The organism is Halomonas sp. PBN3, from assembly GCF_000475415.1.
GTDB lineage: Bacteria > Pseudomonadota > Gammaproteobacteria > Pseudomonadales > Halomonadaceae > Halomonas > Halomonas shengliensis.
On sequence record NZ_AXCA01000170.1, the window covers coordinates 1 to 18724 of the forward strand.

The 18724-nt window shown below is 71.3% G+C and carries 13 protein-coding genes and 1 tRNA gene; 10 read left to right on the forward strand and 4 right to left on the reverse strand.

Annotated elements, in window-relative coordinates; genetic code table 11:
- On the reverse strand, positions 1-930 hold a 930-nt coding region (locus Q673_RS30390), incomplete at its 3' end, for an MgtC/SapB family protein (protein WP_023006513.1).
- 110 nt (positions 931-1040) lie between these two features.
- Between Q673_RS30390 and Q673_RS30395 the strand changes: the two genes are divergently transcribed.
- The 4 genes from Q673_RS30395 to Q673_RS30410 all read left to right on the forward strand — a co-directional run bounded on the left by Q673_RS30395 (position 1041) and on the right by Q673_RS30410 (position 6754).
- Positions 1041-4097 carry an EAL domain-containing protein gene (locus tag Q673_RS30395; RefSeq protein ID WP_023006514.1) on the forward strand — a complete coding sequence of 1019 codons (3057 nt, stop codon included), beginning with the start codon at positions 1041-1043 and terminating at the stop codon, positions 4095-4097.
- Positions 4098-4158: 61 nt separating this feature from the next.
- The gene (locus Q673_RS30400; RefSeq protein ID WP_031218372.1) at positions 4159-4617 is read left to right on the forward strand and encodes a LexA family protein; all 459 of its coding nucleotides are present in this window, start codon (positions 4159-4161) and stop codon (positions 4615-4617) included.
- A complete protein-coding gene (locus tag Q673_RS30405; RefSeq protein WP_023006516.1) occupies positions 4614-5891 on the forward strand; it encodes a Y-family DNA polymerase in 1278 nt (425 codons plus the stop codon). Before Q673_RS30400 ends, Q673_RS30405 begins: the two co-directional genes overlap by 4 nt.
- A 110-nt stretch (positions 5892-6001) precedes the next feature.
- The gene (locus tag Q673_RS30410) at positions 6002-6754 is read left to right on the forward strand and encodes an SDR family NAD(P)-dependent oxidoreductase (RefSeq protein WP_031218373.1); all 753 of its coding nucleotides are present in this window, start codon (positions 6002-6004) and stop codon (positions 6752-6754) included.
- 89 nt (positions 6755-6843) lie between these two features.
- On the opposite strand, the gene Q673_RS30415 is transcribed toward Q673_RS30410, so the two are convergent.
- Together Q673_RS30415 and Q673_RS30420 are read right to left on the reverse strand one after the other, a co-directional pair.
- A tRNA-Thr gene (locus tag Q673_RS30415) sits at positions 6844-6919 on the reverse strand.
- Positions 6920-6954: 35 nt separating this feature from the next.
- Complete coding sequence (locus Q673_RS30420) at positions 6955-7776, reverse strand: acyl-CoA thioesterase (protein ID WP_023006518.1); 822 nt, start codon at positions 7774-7776, stop codon at positions 6955-6957.
- A gap of 63 nt (positions 7777-7839) precedes the next feature.
- Between Q673_RS30420 and tadA the strand changes: the two genes are divergently transcribed.
- Positions 7840-8295, forward strand: coding sequence for a tRNA adenosine(34) deaminase TadA (gene tadA / locus Q673_RS30425; protein ID WP_023006519.1), 456 nt, complete (start codon positions 7840-7842; stop codon positions 8293-8295).
- Between the two features lie 9 nt (positions 8296-8304).
- On the opposite strand, the gene mltF is transcribed toward tadA, so the two are convergent.
- Positions 8305-9732: a membrane-bound lytic murein transglycosylase MltF gene (gene mltF / locus Q673_RS30430; RefSeq protein ID WP_031218374.1), complete on the reverse strand. Its 1428-nt coding sequence runs from the start codon at positions 9730-9732 to the stop codon at positions 8305-8307.
- A gap of 166 nt (positions 9733-9898) precedes the next feature.
- On the opposite strand from mltF, the gene purL reads away from it, so the two are divergent.
- The 5 genes from purL to rluB all read left to right on the forward strand — a co-directional run bounded on the left by purL (position 9899) and on the right by rluB (position 18664).
- On the forward strand, positions 9899-13837 hold the full coding sequence (purL, locus tag Q673_RS30435; RefSeq protein ID WP_023006521.1) for a phosphoribosylformylglycinamidine synthase: 3939 nt from the start codon (positions 9899-9901) through the stop codon (positions 13835-13837).
- Positions 13838-13940: 103 nt separating this feature from the next.
- Positions 13941-15695 (forward strand): DEAD/DEAH box helicase, encoded by a 1755-nt coding sequence (locus Q673_RS30440; protein ID WP_052004260.1) that lies wholly within the window; start codon positions 13941-13943, stop codon positions 15693-15695.
- Positions 15696-16053: 358 nt separating this feature from the next.
- Positions 16054-16989 carry a segregation and condensation protein A gene (locus Q673_RS30445; RefSeq protein WP_023006523.1) on the forward strand — a complete coding sequence of 312 codons (936 nt, stop codon included), beginning with the start codon at positions 16054-16056 and terminating at the stop codon, positions 16987-16989.
- Positions 16986-17816: an SMC-Scp complex subunit ScpB gene (gene scpB, locus Q673_RS30450; protein ID WP_023006524.1), complete on the forward strand. Its 831-nt coding sequence runs from the start codon at positions 16986-16988 to the stop codon at positions 17814-17816. Before Q673_RS30445 ends, scpB begins: the two co-directional genes overlap by 4 nt.
- Positions 17813-18664, forward strand: coding sequence for a 23S rRNA pseudouridine(2605) synthase RluB (gene rluB, locus Q673_RS30455; RefSeq protein ID WP_023006525.1), 852 nt, complete (start codon positions 17813-17815; stop codon positions 18662-18664). Before scpB ends, rluB begins: the two co-directional genes overlap by 4 nt.
- Positions 18665-18724: the final 60 nt, after the last annotated feature.

The window sequence follows — 18724 nt, forward strand, 5'->3', positions numbered from 1 at the left end:
CCCCGCCACTGGCTGGCGGATCGCCCCGTCGCCGCGGTGGTGGCGCCACAGCCATAGCGCCGGCAGGTAGAGGGTCAGGCCCATCAGGGCGGTCGGCAGCAGCAGCGCGGGGAGCAGGGCGGGGCTGATCACCGCGGCATAGAGCAGGATGCGCGGGAACATGGTGCCGCAGGCGATCAGGATGCCGGCGGCCAGCATCGGCGAGAGCCCCGGGGCGAGCCGCGACTGGCGCGCGAAGTGCAGGGTCAGGGCGGTGGAGGAGGAGAGCCCGGCGAACAGCCCGGTGAAGAGGATGCCCTTCTCGGCGCCGCCCAGGCGGATGGCGAAGTAGCCGACGAAGGAGACCGCGGCGATCAGCACCACCATCCACCAGATCTCGTAGGGGTTGAGCGCGCCGCCGGGGCCCAGGCCGCGGTCGGGCAGCAGCGGCAGCATCACCGCGCTGATCACCAGCAGCTTGAGGCCGGCGTCGAGCTCATGGGCCTGCAGCTGGTAGAGCAGGCCGTGGATCTCGCGCTTGTTGTCTAGGATCACCGCGGTGACCACGGCACAGGCGGTGGCCAGGGCCGGGTCCACCGCCAGCGCCACGGCGCCGAAGCAGAAGGTGAGCAGCAGCCCCACCAGGCCGGTGATGCTGTAGTCCTCGGCCTCGCGCAGGCGTGCCCGCCAGGCCACCAGGGCGATGCCCGCCACCGCCAGGAACACCAGCGGGAAGGCCCAGGGGGTCAGCGCGGTGGAGAGCAGGGCGGCAAGCCCGCCCAGCAGCCCCACCAGGGCGTGGGTGCGGATGCCGGCGATGCGTTCGCCGAACTTCTGCTCGCGGGCGACCCAGCCACGCTCGATGCCGATCAGCGACCCCAGCAGCAGGGCCACGGCCAGGCGCAGCAGCGGCTGGTTGGCATCGAGGAAGTCGCGGGTGACCTCTTCCATGGGGCGGCGCTCCGAATCGGCAGGCGACGACGGTACCTAAACGGCACACTCCGTGGCGAATGGTTACACTGTCGGCAGGATGCTCTCACCCTGCAGGGACCGCCATCAGCATGACGCACTCCGCCGACCTCGCGCCACCCGCCGCCTCCGACCTGCGCCGTGAGCGGCGGCGTGCCATCCTCGTCTACCTGCTGGGCGTGGTAGTGCTGCTGGGGGTGATCGGTGCCCTGATGCTCGAGCAGTACCGTCGCGACATCCACGCCGCCGAGGAGCGCACCGCCGCCCGCGCCGACCTGGTGGCGGAGTGGGTGGTCAGCACCTTCTCCGCCAGCGAGGTGCTGCTGGCCAGCGTGGCGGCGCGGATCGAGGACGAGGTCCCGAACGAGCTGGGGAGCTGGCTGGCCGCGCTGGGCGACGAGCTGCCCTTCCTCGACCGGCTCAGTGTGCTGGATAGCCAGGGGCGGGTGCTGGCCTCCTCCGGCGATGCCTATCCGCCGGGCTATGCCCTGGGCGGGTTGCCCTACCACCGCGAGCTGCTGGCGGCGCCGCCGGGGGAGCGGCGGGTCACACCGCTGTTCTGGTCGCACCTCGCCCGTGGCTACCGGGTGGTGCATGCCCAGCGCCTGGCCGACGGCGGGCTGGTCCACGCCGAGCTCAACCTGGCCTCCTTCGCCTACGACCTGGAGCGGCTGAGCATGGCCTCGGGCCAGAGCACCGCCCTGGTCGACACCGCCATGCAGCTGATCGCGCGGCGCCCCGCCTTCGAGGCGGGCGATCCGCTGGAGGTGCAGGGCGAGCCGATCTCGGAGCCCTTGACCCGCTCCTTCATCGACAGCGGGCTGCCGCGGGACAGCTTTCGTACCGTCTCGCCCCTGGATGGCGAAGAGCACTACTACACCTTGCGGCGTGTCGGTGAGCTGCCCTTCGTGGCGGTGATCGGCGAGGAGGTGTCGGTGGTGCTGACGGGCTGGATGCACCGGCTGTGGCTGCGCCTGGCCATCGCCCTGGCGGTGATCGGCCTCGGCGGCCTGGTGCTGCGTCACTACCTCAATCGCCTGCGCCTGGAGGCGGAGGTGCGCCAGCGGGTGGCCGAGCGCGAGCAGGCGCGCCAGGAGACTCAGTCCCGGGAGGCCCGGCTGCAGGCGCTGGTGGGCTCGATCCAGGACATCATCTTCGTGTTCGATGCGGCGGGACGCTTCGTCTTCGTGCACGCCCCCGACCCCGGCGAGCTGCTGGCCGCCCCCGCCACCCTGCAGGGACGCCACTACCGCGAGGCGCTGCCGGCGGAGCTCGCCGCCCAGCTCGATGCGGCCTTCGCCGAGCTTCGCCAGGGCGGCGGCCCGGTGGAGTACGACTACCGGCTGGAGCTCGCCGGCGAGAGGCGCCACTTCCGGTCGGTGCTCAGCGCCCTGGACGACCACGGCCCGGATGCCGGCGGCGCCCTGGCGGTGGTGCGCGACGTCACCGAGGAGCGGGCCACCGAGGCCCAGCTACGCATCGCCGCCACCGCCTTCGAGACCCATCTGGGCATGCTGATCACCGACGCCGAGGGGCGCATCCTGCGGGTCAACGACACCTTCACCCGTATCACCGGCTACCCCGAGGCCGAGGTGCTGGGCCGCAACCCGCGCCTGCTCAGCTCCGGGCTGCATGACGAGGCCTTCTATGCGGCGATGTGGCAGGCCGTGACCCGCGACGGCAGCTGGCAGGGCGAGATCTGGAACCGCCGTCGCGACGGCGAGGTGTTCCCCGAGTGGCTGACCATCAGCGCGGTGCGCAACGCCCAGGGCGAGCTGACCCACTACGTCGCCACCTTCAGCGACCTCACCGAGCGCAAGGCCGCCGAGGAGGAGATCCACCAGCTGGCCTTCTTCGACCCCCTCACCGGCCTGCCCAACCGCCGCCTGCTGCTCGATCGCCTGGAGGGGGTGCTGCGCGATAGCTACCGCAACGGCCGCTACGGCGCGCTGATCTTCCTCGACCTGGACAACTTCAAGCAGGTCAACGACACCCTGGGCCACCACCGTGGCGACCAGCTGCTGCGCTCGGTGGCGCGACGGCTGGGGGCGGTGGTCCGCGACACCGACACCCTGGCCCGCCTGGGTGGCGACGAGTTCGCCCTGCTGCTCCACGACCTGGGCGAGCGCCCCGAGGGGGTGGCGGTGATCGCCGAGCGCGTGGCCCACAAGCTGCTGGCGGCGCTGCAGGCGCCGGTGCTGCTCGGCGGCGAGCGGCTGCTGGTCACCGGCAGCCTCGGCGTGACCCTGTTCCGCGACCACGAGACCGGGGTCGACGAGGTGCTGCAGCAGGCCGACATGGCGCTGTTCCAGGCCAAGGGCGCGGGGCGCAACACCCTGAGCTTCTTCGACCCCGAGATGCAGGTGCGCCTGCAGGCCCGGGCGCGCCTGGAGGCGGACCTGCGCCTGGCGCTGCCGCGCGAGGAGCTGCTGCTCCACTACCAGCCCCAGGTGGCGCGCCACGGCGAGGTGGTGGGGGTCGAGGCGCTGGTGCGCTGGGAGCATCCCGAGCGGGGCCGCGTCTCGCCCGGGGAGTTCATCCCCCTGGCCGAGGAGAACCGCCTGATCGTGGCCATCGGCACCTGGGTGCTGGAGAGCGCCTGCCGCCAGCTGGCGCGCTGGGTCGCCGACCCCGCGCGGCGCCACCTGACCCTGGCGGTCAACGTCAGTCCGCGACAGTTCTGTGAGGCCGACTTCGTCGAGCGGGTGGTGGCGATCCTCGAGGCCACCCGGGCGCCGGCCGAGCGCCTCAAGCTGGAGGTCACCGAGAGCCTCTTCCTGGAGGCGCGCGACGAGGCGCGGGCCAAGATGCTCCGGCTGCGCGAGCACGGCGTGAGCTTCGCCCTGGATGACTTCGGCACCGGCTACTCGTCGCTGGCCTACCTCAAGCGCCTGCCGCTGGACCAGCTCAAGATCGACCAGAGCTTCGTGCGCGACCTGCTCGACGACGAGACCTCGGCGGCCATCGTCGCCAGCATCATCGCCCTGGCACGCAGCCTGGAGCTCGAGGTGATCGCCGAGGGGGTCGAGACCGAGGCCCAGCGCGATTGGCTGATCGCCCACGGCTGCCATGCCTTCCAGGGCTACCTGTTCAGCCGCCCACTGCCGCTTGCCGAGCTGAGACTGTTGCCGGGTAAACCCTGGGAATGAGTTGTCAGCGGCACCTATCTGCCTGATACTGTCTATAAATACAGTATTTGTGGGGGTGCCCATGTCCTTGCCTGTTGCGACCCGTGCTCTTCCGATCGGCCGCGCCGCCCCCTCCGTCGTGCACCCCGGCCTGCCGCTGATGGGCTGTCGGGTGCGGGCGGGCTTCCCCAGCCCCGCCGACGACCACCTCGAGGCGGAGATCAACCTCCACGAGCATGTGGTGAAGCACCCGGCGGCCACCTACTTCGTGCGTGCCGAGGGCGACTCCATGCTCGGCGACGGCATCCACGACGGCGACCTGCTGGTGGTGGATCGCAGCCTGGAGCCGCTGCCCGGCCGGGTGGTGGTGATCGCCCTAGAGGGGGAGCCCACCGTCAAGCGCCTGGCGCGGCGCGGTGGCGAGGTGTGGCTGCTGGCCAGCAACCCGCGCTTCGCGCCGATCCCCCTGGCGGGGCGCGAGTGCCACGTGTGGGGCGTGGTCACCCATGTGCTCCATGCCCTGTCGGGAGGCGAGCGGTGATCGCCCTGGTCGACGGCAACAGCTTCTACGTCAGCTGCGAGCGGGTCTTCGACCCGCGCCTGGAGGGGCGCGCGGTGGGGGTGCTCTCCAACAACGATGGCTGCGTGGTGGCGCGTTCCCACGAGCTCAAGGCGCTGGGGGTGGCGATGGGCGCACCGCTGCACCTGCTGCCGCCGGCGGTACGCCGCCAGGCGGTGCTGCTCTCCAGCAACTACGCCCTCTACGGCGACATGTCGCGGCGGGTCAACCAGGTGCTGGCCGAGTTCTCCCCCGATGTGGAGCTCTACTCCATCGACGAGAGCTTCGTAGGGTTCGCCGGCTTCCCCGATGACGAACTCGAGCCGCGTTGCCGTGCACTGCGCGACACCGTGCGCCGCTGGACCGGCATCCCGGTGGGGGTGGGGCTGGCGCCCACCCGTACCCTGGCCAAGCTGGCCAATCGCCTGGCCAAGCGCGAACCCGCCTTCGAGGGGGTGTGCCGCCTCGACGCCGAGGGGGAGGGCACGCGCCGGGCACTGGCGGCCTGTCCGGTGGACGACCTGTGGGGCGTGGCCCGGCGCAGCGCCGAGCGGCTGGCGCTGATGGGCATCGAGAACGCCTGGCAGCTGCGCCAGGCCGACCCGCGCTGGGTGCGCAGCCGCTTCTCGGTGGTGATGGAGCGCATCGTCTGGGAGCTGCGCGGGCGGCCGGCCATCATCCTCGACGACATGGGCGAGCCGCGCCAGCGCCTGCTGGTGTCGCGCTCCTTCGGGCGGCTCACCGGCGACTACCCGGAGCTGGCCGCGGCGGTCCGCCAGCACTGCACCCGCGCTGGCGAGAAGCTGCGCCGCCAGGGCAGCCTGGCTCACGCCGTGCAGGTCTTCGTGCGCACCAACCCCTTCCTGGCCGGCGAGCCCCAGTACCGCAACGCCGCGGTGGTGGCGCTGCCGGCCCCCAGCGCCGACAGCCGCGAGCTGCTGGCGGCGGCGCGCCGCGCCCTGGCGGCGATCTACCTGGAGGGCTACCGCTACCAGAAGTGCGGGGTGATGCTGCTCGACCTGGTGGATGTCGAGCGGCGCCAGGCCTCGCTGCTCGAGACCCCGGAGGACGACGCCCGTCGCGCGCGCAGCCAGCGGCTGATGGCGACCCTGGACCGCCTCAACCGCGAGATGGGCCGCGACACGGTGCGCTTCGGCCTGCCCGGGCGCGACAGCGCCTGGGCGCTGCGCTGCGAACGGCGCACGCCACGCTACACCACCCGCTGGGGAGAGTTGATGCGGGTCAAGACGGGCTGACACGGCGCTCGCCCTCAAGGGAAAGTCGCCCGCCGGGGGCGCGGGGTTGGCTACACTGGGGGCGCCAGGGCACGGCAGGGCGCCGTGCCCCCAGACCAGAGGAAGATCGCATGCGAATGAAGGGCAAGAACGTCATCGTCACCGGCGGCGCCAGCGGCATCGGCCTGGCCAGCGTGGAGCGCTGCCTGGAGGAGGGGGCCAGCGTGGTGATCGCCGACCTCGAGGGCGGCGAGGGGGCGGACCGGGCGGCGGCGCTCGACGGCCGCTACGCCGGGCGCTGCCTGTTCAAGGCGTGTGACGTCACCGACACCGCCCAGGTGGACCGCCTCTTCGCGGAGACCGTCGACGAGCTCGGTGGCGTGGATGCGGTGTTCAACAACGCCGGCATCGGCGGCATCGCCCCCTCCGACGAGGTGAGCGACGACGACTTCCTGCGCATCATCGACATCAACCTCAACGGGGTCTTCCGGGTGGCCCGGGCGGCGCTGCGGGTGATGTATCGCCAGGGCAGCGGCAGCATCGTCAACTGCGCCTCCATCCTCGGCATGATGGGCCAGTCCCAGACCGCCGCCTATACCGCCGCCAAGGGCGGGGTGGTCAACATGACCCGCACCCTGGGCATCGAGGCGGCCCCGAAGGGGGTGCGGGTCAACGCCATCGGGCCGGGATACATCGACACCCCGCTGCTCGCGGCGCTGGACGACGAGCTGCTGCAGGGGCTGATCTCCCTGCACCCCATGGTGCGACTGGGACGCCCGGAGGAGATCGCCAACGCCTTCCTGTTCCTGGCCAGCGACGAGGCGAGCTTCATCACCGGCACCACCCTGATGGTCGACGGCGGCTTCACTGCCGGCAAGTCCTGACGGCGAGAACTTATTTGCTACCTGGAAGCCGGGCAACGCAAAACGGCTACCGCGCCGATGCGCCAAGTAGCCGTTTTTTCGGTGCTTTCTGGTGCCGCAAAGAGGAGTCGAACCTCCGACCTACGCATTACGAGTGCGTTGCTCTACCAACTGAGCTATTGCGGCCTGGCGGGCATGGTAGCGCCGGCGGGGCGTCGCGGCTAGTCCTCGCCCTCGCGCAGACGGGTCAGGCCCTCCTGGGCGCTGGAAGCCACCAGGCGGCCCTGGCGATCGTAGAGGCTGCCTCGGGCGAAGCCGCGGGCGCCGCCGGCCCAGGGGCTCTCCATGTCGTAGAGCAGCCAGTCGTCGACGCGCACGTCCTGGTGCAGCCACAGGGCGTGGTCGAGGCTGGCGATCTGCAGGCGCGGGTCGCGGAAGTCGATGCCGTGGGGCACCAGGGCGGTGGTCAGCAGGTTGAAGTCGGAGGCGTAGGCGAGCAGGTTGCGGTGGGGCGCGGGGTCATCGGGGAGCTCGCCCACCAGGCGGAACCAGACCCTCTTGTGGGCCGGCTCGCCCGGCGCCCAGCCCTCGCCGTCGAGCAGGAACTCGACCGGGTGGTCGTCGAAGCGGGCCAGGCGGGCGCCGTCGGCGATCAGGCGCTCCGGCGAGGCGACATCCGGCATGCGAGTCTGGTGGTCGAGGCTCGCCTCCTCGCCGTGGAAGGAGGCGCTGCTGAAGAAGATTGGCCGCCCCTTCTGGATGGCGGTGACCCGCCGGGTGGTGAAGCTGCCGCCGTCGCGCACCGCGTCGACCTGATAGACTACCGGGCGGCGCGGGTCGCCCGGGCGCAGGAAGTAGCCGTGCAGCGAGTGCGGGCGGCGCTCGGCGGGCACGGTCTGGCTGGCCGCGGAGAGCGCCTGGCCCAGCACCTGGCCGCCGAACAGCTGGGGCAGGCCGAGATCCTGGCTGGTGCCACGGAACAGCGTCTCCTCGAGTGGCTCCAGGGCCAGCAGGGTCACCAGGTCGTCAAGGGCGTCGGTCATGGGGCTCTCCAGCGACATTCATACGGGTGTTTGTTTCCAGCCAGTCTACAGGGAGTCGAGGCGGTGCGCAGCGACGAATTCTACATGCATCGGGCCCTGGATCAGGCCCGGCTCGGGCTTGCCGCCGGCGAGGTGCCGGTGGGCGCGGTGGTGGTGGACGCCGCCGGCGAGATCGTCGGCGCCGGCTTCAACGCGCCGGTGGGGTGCCATGACCCCAGCGCCCACGCCGAGGTGCAGGCGCTGCGCGACGCAGGGGCGCGGCTCGGCAACTACCGCCTGGAGGGCTGCACCCTCTATGTGACCCTGGAGCCCTGCGTGATGTGCACCGGGGCGATCCTCCACGCGCGCCTGGCGCGGGTGGTCTATGGCGCCGCCGAGCCGCGCAGCGGCATGGTGGAGTCGAAGGCCAACCTCTTCGCCCAGCCCTGGTTTCCCCATCGGGTGGTGGTCGAGGGCGGGCTGCTGGCCGCCCAGGCGTCGCGCCTGCTCAAGGCGTTCTTCGCCGAGCGGCGGGGCTGAGCGGGGCGCTCAGCCACCCGGCTCGGGGTCGCGGGCCCGGGCGTCGAGCAGCGGGAACTGGCGCCGGCTGCGCTCCACGTAGCTCAGTATCTCGTGGTAGCGGCGGATGTTGCGCACGTAGAGCACCGGCTCGCCGCCGCGGGCGTAGCCGTATCGGGTCTGGCTGTGCCACTCGCGCTCCTGGAGCAGGGGCAACGACTCGCGCACGTCGCGCCAGCGGTCGGGGTCGCCGCCGCGGGTCTCGGTGATGCGCCGGGCGTCGTAGAGGTGGCCGAGTCCCACGTTGTAGGCGGCCATGGCCATGTAGAGGCGATCGTCGCCCTGGATCGAGTCGGGCAGCCGCTCGTAGAGCTGGCGCAGGTAGCGGGCGCCGCCGTGGATGCTCTGGGCCGGGTCGAGGCGGTCGTCGACCCCGAGGTCGCCGGCGGTGGCGTTGGTCAGCATCATCAGCCCGCGCACCCCGGTGGGGGAGGTGGCCAGGGGATCCCAGTGCGACTCCTGATAGCTCACCGCGGCGAGCAGCTTCCAGTCGAAGTCGGTCGCCCGGGCGGCCTCGCGGAACAGCGCGGCGTAGTCGGGCAGGCGCGCCTCCACGTGGTCGAGGAAGGTGCGGGTGCCGACGTACTCCAGGTAGTCGTCGTGGCCGAAGTAGCGTGCCACCAGGGCGTCGAGCTCGCCGCTCTCGCGCAGCCCGGCGAGGAAGCGATTGGCTGCCTCGGCGAGTGCCAGCCCCCCCTCGGCAGGGAAGGCCCAGGTCATGGAGAGCGAATCGCCGAGGGGAAAGCCGCGCTCCACGCCCGGGAAGAACAGGCGATTGAGGCGAAACTGGTGGTCGTAGAGCACCGCCGCGTCGAGCTCGCCATCCTCCACCATGCCCAGCAGCTCGGCGACCTCCACCTCGGTGGAGTCCACCCACTCGAGGTCGGGGAGCTCCCGCTTCAGCTCCGCCAGCACCCGGCCGGTGCCGGCGCCGGCGATGGTGCCGATGGCCAGGCCGACCAGCGACGCGGGGGCCTCCACCGGGGGCAGGCCGCGGCGGTAGACCACCACCGGTTCCAGCGCGATGATCGGCCGGCTGAATATCACCCCGGGTCGACCGGGCTCCAGGGGCAGGGCGGCGGCGGCCATGTCCCCCTGCTCGCGCACCGCCGCCAGGGCGCTCTCGATATGGTGGTCGGCGCGAAGGGTGAGGCTGACGCCCAGTCGTCCGGCGAAGCGGCGCATCAGCTCGTACTCGAAGCCGGTGGGGCCCTCGCGTCCCTCGTAGAAGGTGGTGGGGGTGTTGCGGGTATGCACGCTGAGCAGCTCACGCTCGCGGATCGTCTCGAGCAGGCCGTCCGGCCCGGGCCGCGGCGGCTCGGGAAGCAGGCACAGGGCGATGAGCGCCAGCAGGCGGATGGCCAGGCGCCCGGACAGGGCGTTCGGGGTCGAGGGCATGCGATGACGGGCCGGGATGAGGCCCTCCACGATACAAAGCTCCGTCGTGGCTGTCACCCGTCCGGCGCCGCCCTCGATTTCTTCCCCCACGGCCTTTCCAGTATCATGTGCGCTCCTCGCCGCTGGCCGCGGCCCCGTTCCCGATGAATTCCAGAGGCTCCAGGATATGCTCGAACTGCGCGGCGCCCCCGCCCTCTCCGCCTTCCGTCATGCCAAGCTGCTGGCCGCCCTGCACGACGCCGTGGGCGATGTCGCCTCGCTCTCGGCGGAGTACGTGCACTTCGTCGACCATGACGGCGAGCTCTCCGACGACGAAGGCGCGGTGCTGGCGCGGCTGCTCGACTACGGCGCCCACCAGGGCCTGAGCGAGGCGAGCGGGGAGGGGCAGCTGTTCCTGGTGGTGCCGCGCATCGGCACCCAGTCGCCCTGGTCCTCCAAGGCCACCGATATCGCCCACAGCTGCGGCCTGGCGAAGATCCGCCGCATCGAGCGCGGCATCGCCTACCGGGTGAAGCTCAAGGGCATGCTCTCCGAGAAGGCCTTCGCCCGCATCGTGGCCACCCTGCACGACCGCATGACCGAGACGGTGCTCACCGACCCAAGCGACGCCGCCAAGCTCTTCGAGCGCCACCAGCCTGCGCCGCTGGGCAGCGTCGATATCCTCGCGGGCGGTCGCGAGGCGCTGGTCACCGCCAACGTCGAGCTGGGGCTTGCGCTGGCCGAGGACGAGATCGACTACCTGGTGGCGGCCTTCCGCGACCTGGGCCGCAACCCCACCGACGTCGAGCTGATGATGTTCGCCCAGGCGAACTCCGAGCACTGCCGTCACAAGATCTTCAACGCCGACTGGGTGATCGACGGCGAGGCGCAGCCCCTCTCGCTGTTCAAGATGATCAAGAACACCCACCAGGCTTCCCCCGGCAAGATCCTCTCCGCCTACAGCGACAACGCCGCGGTGATCGAGGGCACCACGGCGCCGCGCTTCTTCGCCGCGCCGCTGACCGGCCGGGCGGAGGAGCGTGCCCGCTACGCCGCCGTCGAGGAGCCGATCCAGATCCTGATGAAGGTGGAGACTCACAACCACCCCACGGCCATCGCGCCGCACCCGGGAGCGGCCACCGGTGCCGGCGGCGAGATCCGCGACGAGGGCGCCACCGGCATCGGCGGCAAGCCCAAGGCGGGGCTCACCGGCTTCACCGTCTCCAACCTGCGCATCCCCGAGTTCGTGCAGCCCTGGGAGGCCTTCGACTACGGCAAGCCCGAGCGCATCGTCTCGGCCCTCGAGATCATGCTGGAGGGCCCCATCGGGGGGGCGGCCTTCAACAACGAGTTCGGCCGCCCCAACCTGGCCGGCGTCTTCCGCACCTATGAACAGGACGTGCTGGGGCCCAATGGCATCGAGCGCCGCGGCTTCCACAAGCCGATCATGCTCGCCGGCGGCTACGGCAACATCCGCGACGGTCACGTCCAGAAGGGCGAGATCCCGGTGGGTGGCAAGCTGATCGTGATGGGCGGCCCCGCCATGCTGATCGGCCTGGGCGGCGGCGCGGCCTCCTCCATGGCCTCCGGCGCCTCCAGCGCCGACCTGGACTTCGCCTCGGTGCAGCGCGGCAACCCCGAGATCGAGCGCCGCGCCCAGGAGGTGATCGACCGCTGCTGGGCGCTGGGTGAGGCCAACCCCATCCGCTTCATCCACGACGTGGGGGCCGGCGGGCTCTCCAACGCCCTGCCCGAGCTGGTCAAGGACGGCGAGCGCGGCGGCCTCTTCGACCTGCGCGCGGTGCCCAACGCCGAGCCGGGAATGAGCCCGCTGGAGATCTGGTGCAACGAGGCCCAGGAGCGTTACGTGCTGGCCGTGGCCGCGGAGGACCTCGCCACCTTCGACGCCCTCTGTGCCCGCGAGCGCTGCCCCTATGCGGTGGTGGGGGAGGCCACCGAGGCGCACCACCTGGCGGTGCGCGACGGCCACTTCGAGAGCCAGCCCGTCGACCTGCCGATGAGCGTGCTGTTCGGCAAGCCGCCGAAGATGACCCGGGAGTTCTCGCGCCAGGCCACCGAGATGCCCGGCGTGATGCTCGACAACCTCGACCTGCGCGAGGCCATGGAGCGGGTGCTGCGCCTGCCCGCCGTGGCCTCCAAGAGCTTCCTGATCACCATCGGCGACCGCTCCATCACCGGTCAGGTGGCCCGCGACCAGATGGTGGGCCCCTGGCAGGTGCCGGTGGCCGATGTCGCCGTGACCACGGCCAGCTTCGACACCCACGCCGGCGAGGCCATGGCCATGGGCGAGCGCCCGCCGGTGGCGCTGATCGACCCCGCCGCCAGCGCGCGCCTGGCGGTGGCCGAGGCGATCACCAACCTGGCCGCCGCCCCCATCGCCGCGCTCGGCGACATCAAGCTCTCCGCCAACTGGATGAGCGCGGCGGACCACCCCGGCGAGAACCAGGCGCTGTATGACGCCGTGCATGCCGTGGGCATGGAGCTCTGTCCGGCGCTGGGCATTGCCATCCCGGTGGGCAAGGACTCCATGTCCATGCGCACCGCCTGGCAGGCGGAGAACGACAAGGGCGAGGTCGAGGAGAAGAGCGTCACCGCGCCGCTCTCCCTCACCGTCACCGGCTTCGCGCCGGTCACCGATGCCATGCAGACCCTGACGCCCCAGATCAACCTGGAGCAGGACGAGTCCGACCTGATCCTGGTCGACCTGGGTGAGGGGCAGAATCGCCTGGGCGGCTCGGCGCTGGCCCAGGTCTACGGCCAGGTTGGCGACGCCTGTCCGGACCTCGACGACCCCGAGGACCTCAAGGCCTTCTTCGCGGTGATCCAGGGCCTCAACGCCGAGGGCAAGCTGCTCGCCTACCACGACCGCAGCGACGGCGGCCTGCTGGTGACCCTGCTGGAGATGGCCTTCGCCGCCCACGCCGGCCTCGAGATCAAGCTCGACTGGCTGGTGGACGAGCCGGTGGAGGCCTTCAACGCGCTGTTCGCCGAGGAGCTGGGCGCGGTGATCCAGGTTAAACGCCAGCACACCGAGGAGGTGCTGGCCCAGTTCGCCGCCGCCGGCATCGAGACCTGTGGCGTCATCGCCCGACCGCGCTACGACGACCAGGTGCGCGTCACCCTCTTCGAGGAGCCGCTGCTGGAGACCACCCGGCTGCTGGCCCAGCGCAACTGGGCCGAGACCAGCTATCGCCTCCAGGCGCTGCGCGACAACCCCGAGTGCGCCAAGAGCGAGTTCGACGGCCTGCTCGACGACCGCGACCCGGGCCTCTCCGCCCAGCCGAGCTTCGATGTCGACGAGGATATCGCCGCCCCCTACCTGAACCTGGCCCGCCCGGCGGTGGCGGTGCTGCGCGAGCAGGGGGTCAACGGCCAGGTGGAGATGGCCTGGGCCTTCGACCGCGCCGGCTTCGAGGCGGTGGACGTGCACATGAGCGACATCCTCGAGGGGCGCATCGATCTCGAGCCGTTCAAGGGGCTGGTGGCCTGCGGCGGCTTTTCCTATGGCGACGTGCTGGGCGCCGGCGGCGGCTGGGCCAAGTCGGTGCTCTTCAACGCCCGCGCCCGGGAGCAGTTCGCGGGCTTCTTCGCCCGCGACGACAGCTTCTCGCTCGGCGTGTGCAATGGCTGCCAGATGCTGGCCCAGCTCAAGGAGCTGATCCCCGGCGCCGAGGCGTGGCCGCACTTCGTGCGCAACGAGTCGGAGCAGTTCGAGGCCCGGGTGGCCATGGTCCAGGTGGAGCAGAGCCCCTCGATCCTGCTGGCCGGCATGGAGGGCTCGCGTCTGCCCATCGCCGTGGCCCATGGCGAGGGCCGCGCCGAGTTCCGCGACAGCGCCCACCTGCGCCGGATGCAGGGCGGCGGCCAGGTGGCCCTGCGCTACGTGGACAACCACGGCCAGGTGACCACCCGCTACCCGGCCAACCCCAACGGCTCGCCCTCGGGCATCACCGGCCTGACCACCCCGGATGGCCGGGTCACCATCATGATGCCCCACCCGGAACGGGTGGTGCGCGCGGTGACCAACTCCTGGCGCCCGGCCGAGTGGACCCGGGACGGCGCCTGGCTGCGGCTGTTCCGCAACGCCCGCGTCTGGGTGGACTGAGCCCTTGGGGCTTCGCCACCCCGACCAGAAGGCGGCCTCCGGGCCGCCTTCGGCGTCTGCGGCGCCCGCGCTGCGCCCCTACCAGCGGGAGGCGGTGCACCGGGTGGTGGCGCACTTCCGCGGCTCGGACGCGCCGGCGGTGGTGGTGCTGCCCACCGGCAGCGGCAAGTCGCTGGTGATCGCCGAGCTGGCGCGCCTGGCCCGGGGGCGGGTGCTGGTGCTGGCCCATGTGCGCGAGCTGGTGGAACAGAACCACGCCAAGTACCAGGCCTATGGCCTCGCGGCGGATATCTTCAGCGCCGGCCTTAAGCGCAAGGAGAGCGGTCGCCAGGTGGTGTTCGGCTCGGTGCAGTCGGTGGTGCGCGGACTCGAGCGCTTCGCGGCCGGCGACTTCACCCTGCTGGTGATCGACGAGTGCCACCGGGTCTCGCCGGACCAGGACGCCGGCTATCGCCGGGTGATCGCGCGGCTGCGCGCCGCCAACCCGCGCCTCAAGGTGCTGGGGCTGACCGCCACCCCCTACCGGCTGGGGCAGGGCTTCATCTACCACCGTCACCATCGCGGCATGGTGCGCGGCGAGGCGGACTGCTTCTTCCGCGACTGCGTCTTCGAGCAGCCCCTGCGCCTGATGGTCAAGCAGGGCTACTTGGCCGAGCCGCGGCGCATCGATGCCGCCGTGGAGCGCTACGACTTCTCGGCACTCACGCCGGGGACCAGCGGCCTGTTCCGGGAAGAGGCGCTCAACCGGGTGGTGGCGGGCCACCGCGCCACCCCCGGCATCATCGCCGAGGTGGTGGAGCGCGCCCGTGACCGCCAGGGGGTGATGCTCTTCGCGGCCAGCGTCGCCCACGCCGAGGAGATCCTCGGCTACCTGCCGGCGGGGGAGGCGGCGCTGGTCACCGGCAAGACCTCCTCCGTCGAGCGCGAACGGCTCATCGCCGCCTTCAAGGCCCGCGAGCTCAGGTACCTGGTCAACGTGGCGGTGCTGACCACCGGCTTCGATGCCCCCCACGTGGACCTGATCGCCATCCTGCGCCCCACCGAGTCGGTGAGCCTCTACCAGCAGATCGTCGGCCGCGGCCTTCGCCTCGCGCCGGGCAAGCGTGACTGCCTGGTCCTCGACTACGCCGGCAACCCCTGGGACCTCTATGCGCCGGAGGTGGGATCGCCGCGGCCCGCCTCCGACAGCGAGCCGGTGCAGGTGCCGTGCCCCGCCTGCGGCCACGCCAACCTCTTCTGGGGCAAGCGCGATGGTGAACTCGTGATCGAGCACTTCGGGAGGCGCTGCCAGGGGCTGGTTCTTTCTAGTCGCGCCCGATCCCGTGCGAAAAGCGGAAAATCAACGTCGACGACGACGGCGATGGAGCAATGTTCGTTTCGCTTTCGCTTCAAGGTGTGCGGGGAGTGCGGCGCCGAGAACGATATCGCCGCCCGGCGCTGCCACGGCTGCCAGACCCTGCTGGTGGACGCCGACGACAAGCTGAAGGAGGCGCTGCGCCTGCGCGACGCCCGGGTACTGCGGGTCGCCGGCATGCAGCTCGAGGCCACCGTCAATGGCCGCGGCCTGGCGCGGCTCAAGGTCACCTATCATGACGAGGAGGGCGTGACGCTGTCCGAGTGGTTCGCCCTGGAGACCCCGGCCCAGCGAGGCGCCTTCGCCGCGGCCTTCCTTCGCCAGCACCTGCGGGCCCCGGGGGTACCCTTCCGGCCCGTCACCCCGGAGGAGGTGGTGGCCGAGCGCCGCCGCCTGCGCCACCCCGACTTCGTGGTGGGCAGGAGGGTGGGCCGCCACTGGCAGGTGCGCGAGAAGCTCTTCGACTACGTCGGGCGCTACCGCAAGGCCGCCAAGGCGGAGTAGGGACACGGCTATCGCAGATGGCAGCATCGCTCAAGGTCTTCCCGGCGACAGGCCCCGGGGCGCCGGACCGTCGATGGGCGCTGTGCATACTTCCCTATCTACGCTACCGACGCCCTGCTGCGCTATCGCGTCCCGCTCCGCTTGCAGGTCCGTTGCTGGCCACCCATGGCCAGCCCGTTCGGAGCAGGGCTCCTCACCCCTGGCATAGGATCCCTTCTTCGACCTGTCCCCGGCGCCTTTCGCTATCGCCGCATGGTTACCTGAGATAGTCCTGGGAGCAGGGGACAGGTGCTGTCTCCTGCGCCGCGCTCTTGCTAGACTGCCCCGTTGATCCTGCGTCCCTGGAGAGGCACGCCGCGTGAGCGCCACCCCCGATACCGCCAGTCCCGAGCAGACCGCCGCCGCGGCCGGCCATGCCGCGGTGCTCGGACGGCTGTTCGACGAGCCGATCACCGAGCTGCCGGAGGACCTCTACATCCCGCCGGAGGCGCTCAAGGTCTTCCTCGAGGCCTTCGAGGGGCCGCTGGACCTGCTGCTCTACCTGATCCGGCGCCAGAACCTCGATATCCTGGCCATCGACGTCGCCGCCATCACCCACCAGTACATCGAGTACGTGGAGCTGATGAAGGCGATGGAGATCGAGCTGGCCGGCGAGTACCTGCTGATGGCGGCGATGCTCGCCGAGATCAAGTCGCGCACCCTGCTGCCGCGCCCGCCCAAGGAGGGCGGAGACGACGAGGAGGAGGACCCTCGCGCCGAGCTGATCCGCCGCCTGCAGGAGTACGAGCGGCTCAAGCACGCCGCCGAGGCGCTGGCCGAGCTGCCGCGCCTGGGGCGTGATTGGTTCCCCGCCCAGGCGGCGCTGCCGCCGCTGGAGAGCCGGGTGATCCATCCCGAGGTGGGGCTCGACGAGCTGCTGGGGGCCCTGGCCGGCATCCTGCGCCGCGCCGAGCTCAACCAGACCCACCAGATCAGCCGCGAGGGGCTCTCGACCCGGGAGCGCATGCTGGCGATCATGGCGCGCCTCGAGGGCGGGCACTTCACCCCCTTTGAGGCGCTCTTCACCCTGGAGGAGGGGCGTGCCGGGGTGGTGGTGACCTTCATGGCGATCCTCGAACTCGCCAAGGAGACGCTGATCGAGATTGTCCAGAATGCCCCGCTGTCGCCGATCCACGTGCGTTCCCGGGCGAGCCTGGAAGAGGGCGAGGGAGGCAGGGGAGAGGGCGGCGAGCTGGACGACCTGGCTGCGGAGGGCGAGAGCGCCTTCGAGGAGGACGGGGAGGGGACGACATGACCGCCATGGAATTTCCCGAGGCCCTGGACGAGATCCTCGAGGCTGCGCTGCTGGCCGCCGGTGAGCCGCTGGCCCTGGAGCGCCTCGAGGCGCTCTTCGACGACCACGAGCGCCCTCCGCGCCGCGCCCTGCGCGAGGCGCTGCAGCGCCTCGGCGTGCGCCACGAGCGCGGCGCCATGGAGCTGATCGAGACCGCCTCCGGCTACCAGCTGCGCATCCGCCCACGACTCTCGCCCTGGGTGTCGCGGCTGTGGGACGAGCGCCCCCAGCGCTACTCCCGGGCGCTGCTGGAGACCCTGGCGCTGATCGCCTACCGTCAGCCGGTGACCCGGGGCGACATCGAGGAGGTGCGCGGCGTCACCGTGAGTGGCTCGATCATGCGCACCCTGCTGGAGCGCGGCTGGATCCGCGTGGTGGGCCATCGCGACGTACCGGGGCGCCCGGCGGTCTATGCCACCACCCGCGGCTTCCTCGACGACTTCGGCCTCAAGACCCTCGACGAGCTGCCGCCGATGCACGAGCTCAAGGCCTTCGAGGCGCCGGAGGAGGAGCCGGAGGGGCCGCCGCCGGCCCAGGCCGAGATCCTCGCCCAGGCGGACGCGCCGGCCGAGGCGCCGGCAGATGACCAGGAGGAGGCGGCAGGCGCCGCCTCCTCCGAGACGACGGCCGAGATGGCCGACGACGAGAACGCCGGGACGGCGTCCGAGCGGACCGGGCTGAGCTTCGCCGACCTCGAAGCCCGCCTGTCCGAACGTGCCCGGGGCCGCGTCGACGATGACGCTGCCTCGGGGACGGAATCCACACCCAGTGAGAACGATGACTCATGAGCAACACCAGCGAAAAACTGCAGAAGGTCCTGGCCCGCGCCGGGCTCGGCTCGCGCCGCGAGATGGAGGCCGCCATCGCCGATGGCCGGGTCAGGGTCAACGGCCAGGTGGCGACCCTGGGCGACCGCATCGAGACCCGCGACAAGGTGCTCTTCGACAACCGCCCGGTGACCCTGCGCGGCGCCGAGGAGGTGCCGCGGCGGGTGATCATGTACAACAAGCCCGAGGGGGAGCTGTGCACCCGCAAGGACCCGGAGGGGCGGCGCACCGTGTTCGACCGGCTGCCGCGGCTCAAGGGTGAGCGCTGGATCGCCATCGGCCGCCTCGACATCAACACCAGCGGCCTGCTGCTGTTCACCACCGATGGCGAGCTCGCCAACCGGCTGATGCATCCCTCCACCCAGGTGGAGCGCGAATACGCCGTGCGGGTGATGGGGGAGGTGACCAAGGAGCAGGTGGTGGCCATGGTCGAGGGGGTGATGCTCGACGACGGCCCGGCGCGCTTCACCGACGTCCAGGAGTTCGGCGGCGAGGGCATCAACACCTGGTTCCACGTGGTCATCATGGAGGGGCGCAATCGCGAGGTGCGTCGCCTGTGGGAGTCCCAGGGGCTCACCGTCAGCCGCCTCAAGCGGGTGCGCTACGGCAACATCTTCCTCGACAAGCGGGCCAAGGCCGGCGAGTGGGTGGAGCTCTCCCAGGAGGAGATCGACGACCTGGCCGAGCTGGCCGGCCTGCCGCCGCGCAAGGTGCCGGACCTGACCCCGGACGAGAAGAACCGCTGGAGCCGCGACAAGCACAAGCGCAAGCCGGTACAGGCGATGCGCAAGCCCAAGGGGCGCCGCTGAGCCGCGTCGGCGACAAAAGGCAAAAAATCCCTTGCCAGCCGGAGGGGCGATCAGTATTAT

Coding starts and splice junctions, on each gene's coding strand:
- Q673_RS30395 (WP_023006514.1), top strand. CDS start 1,041: ATGACGCACTCCGCCGACCTCGCGCCACCCGCCGCCTCCGACCTGCGC.
- Q673_RS30400 (WP_031218372.1), top strand. CDS start 4,159: ATGTCCTTGCCTGTTGCGACCCGTGCTCTTCCGATCGGCCGCGCCGCC.
- Q673_RS30410 (WP_031218373.1), top strand. CDS start 6,002: ATGCGAATGAAGGGCAAGAACGTCATCGTCACCGGCGGCGCCAGCGGC.
- Q673_RS30420 (WP_023006518.1), bottom strand. CDS start 7,776: ATGACCGACGCCCTTGACGACCTGGTGACCCTGCTGGCCCTGGAGCCA.
- mltF (WP_031218374.1), bottom strand. CDS start 9,732: ATGCCCTCGACCCCGAACGCCCTGTCCGGGCGCCTGGCCATCCGCCTG.
- purL (WP_023006521.1), top strand. CDS start 9,899: ATGCTCGAACTGCGCGGCGCCCCCGCCCTCTCCGCCTTCCGTCATGCC.
- scpB (WP_023006524.1), top strand. CDS start 16,986: ATGACCGCCATGGAATTTCCCGAGGCCCTGGACGAGATCCTCGAGGCT.
- rluB (WP_023006525.1), top strand. CDS start 17,813: ATGAGCAACACCAGCGAAAAACTGCAGAAGGTCCTGGCCCGCGCCGGG.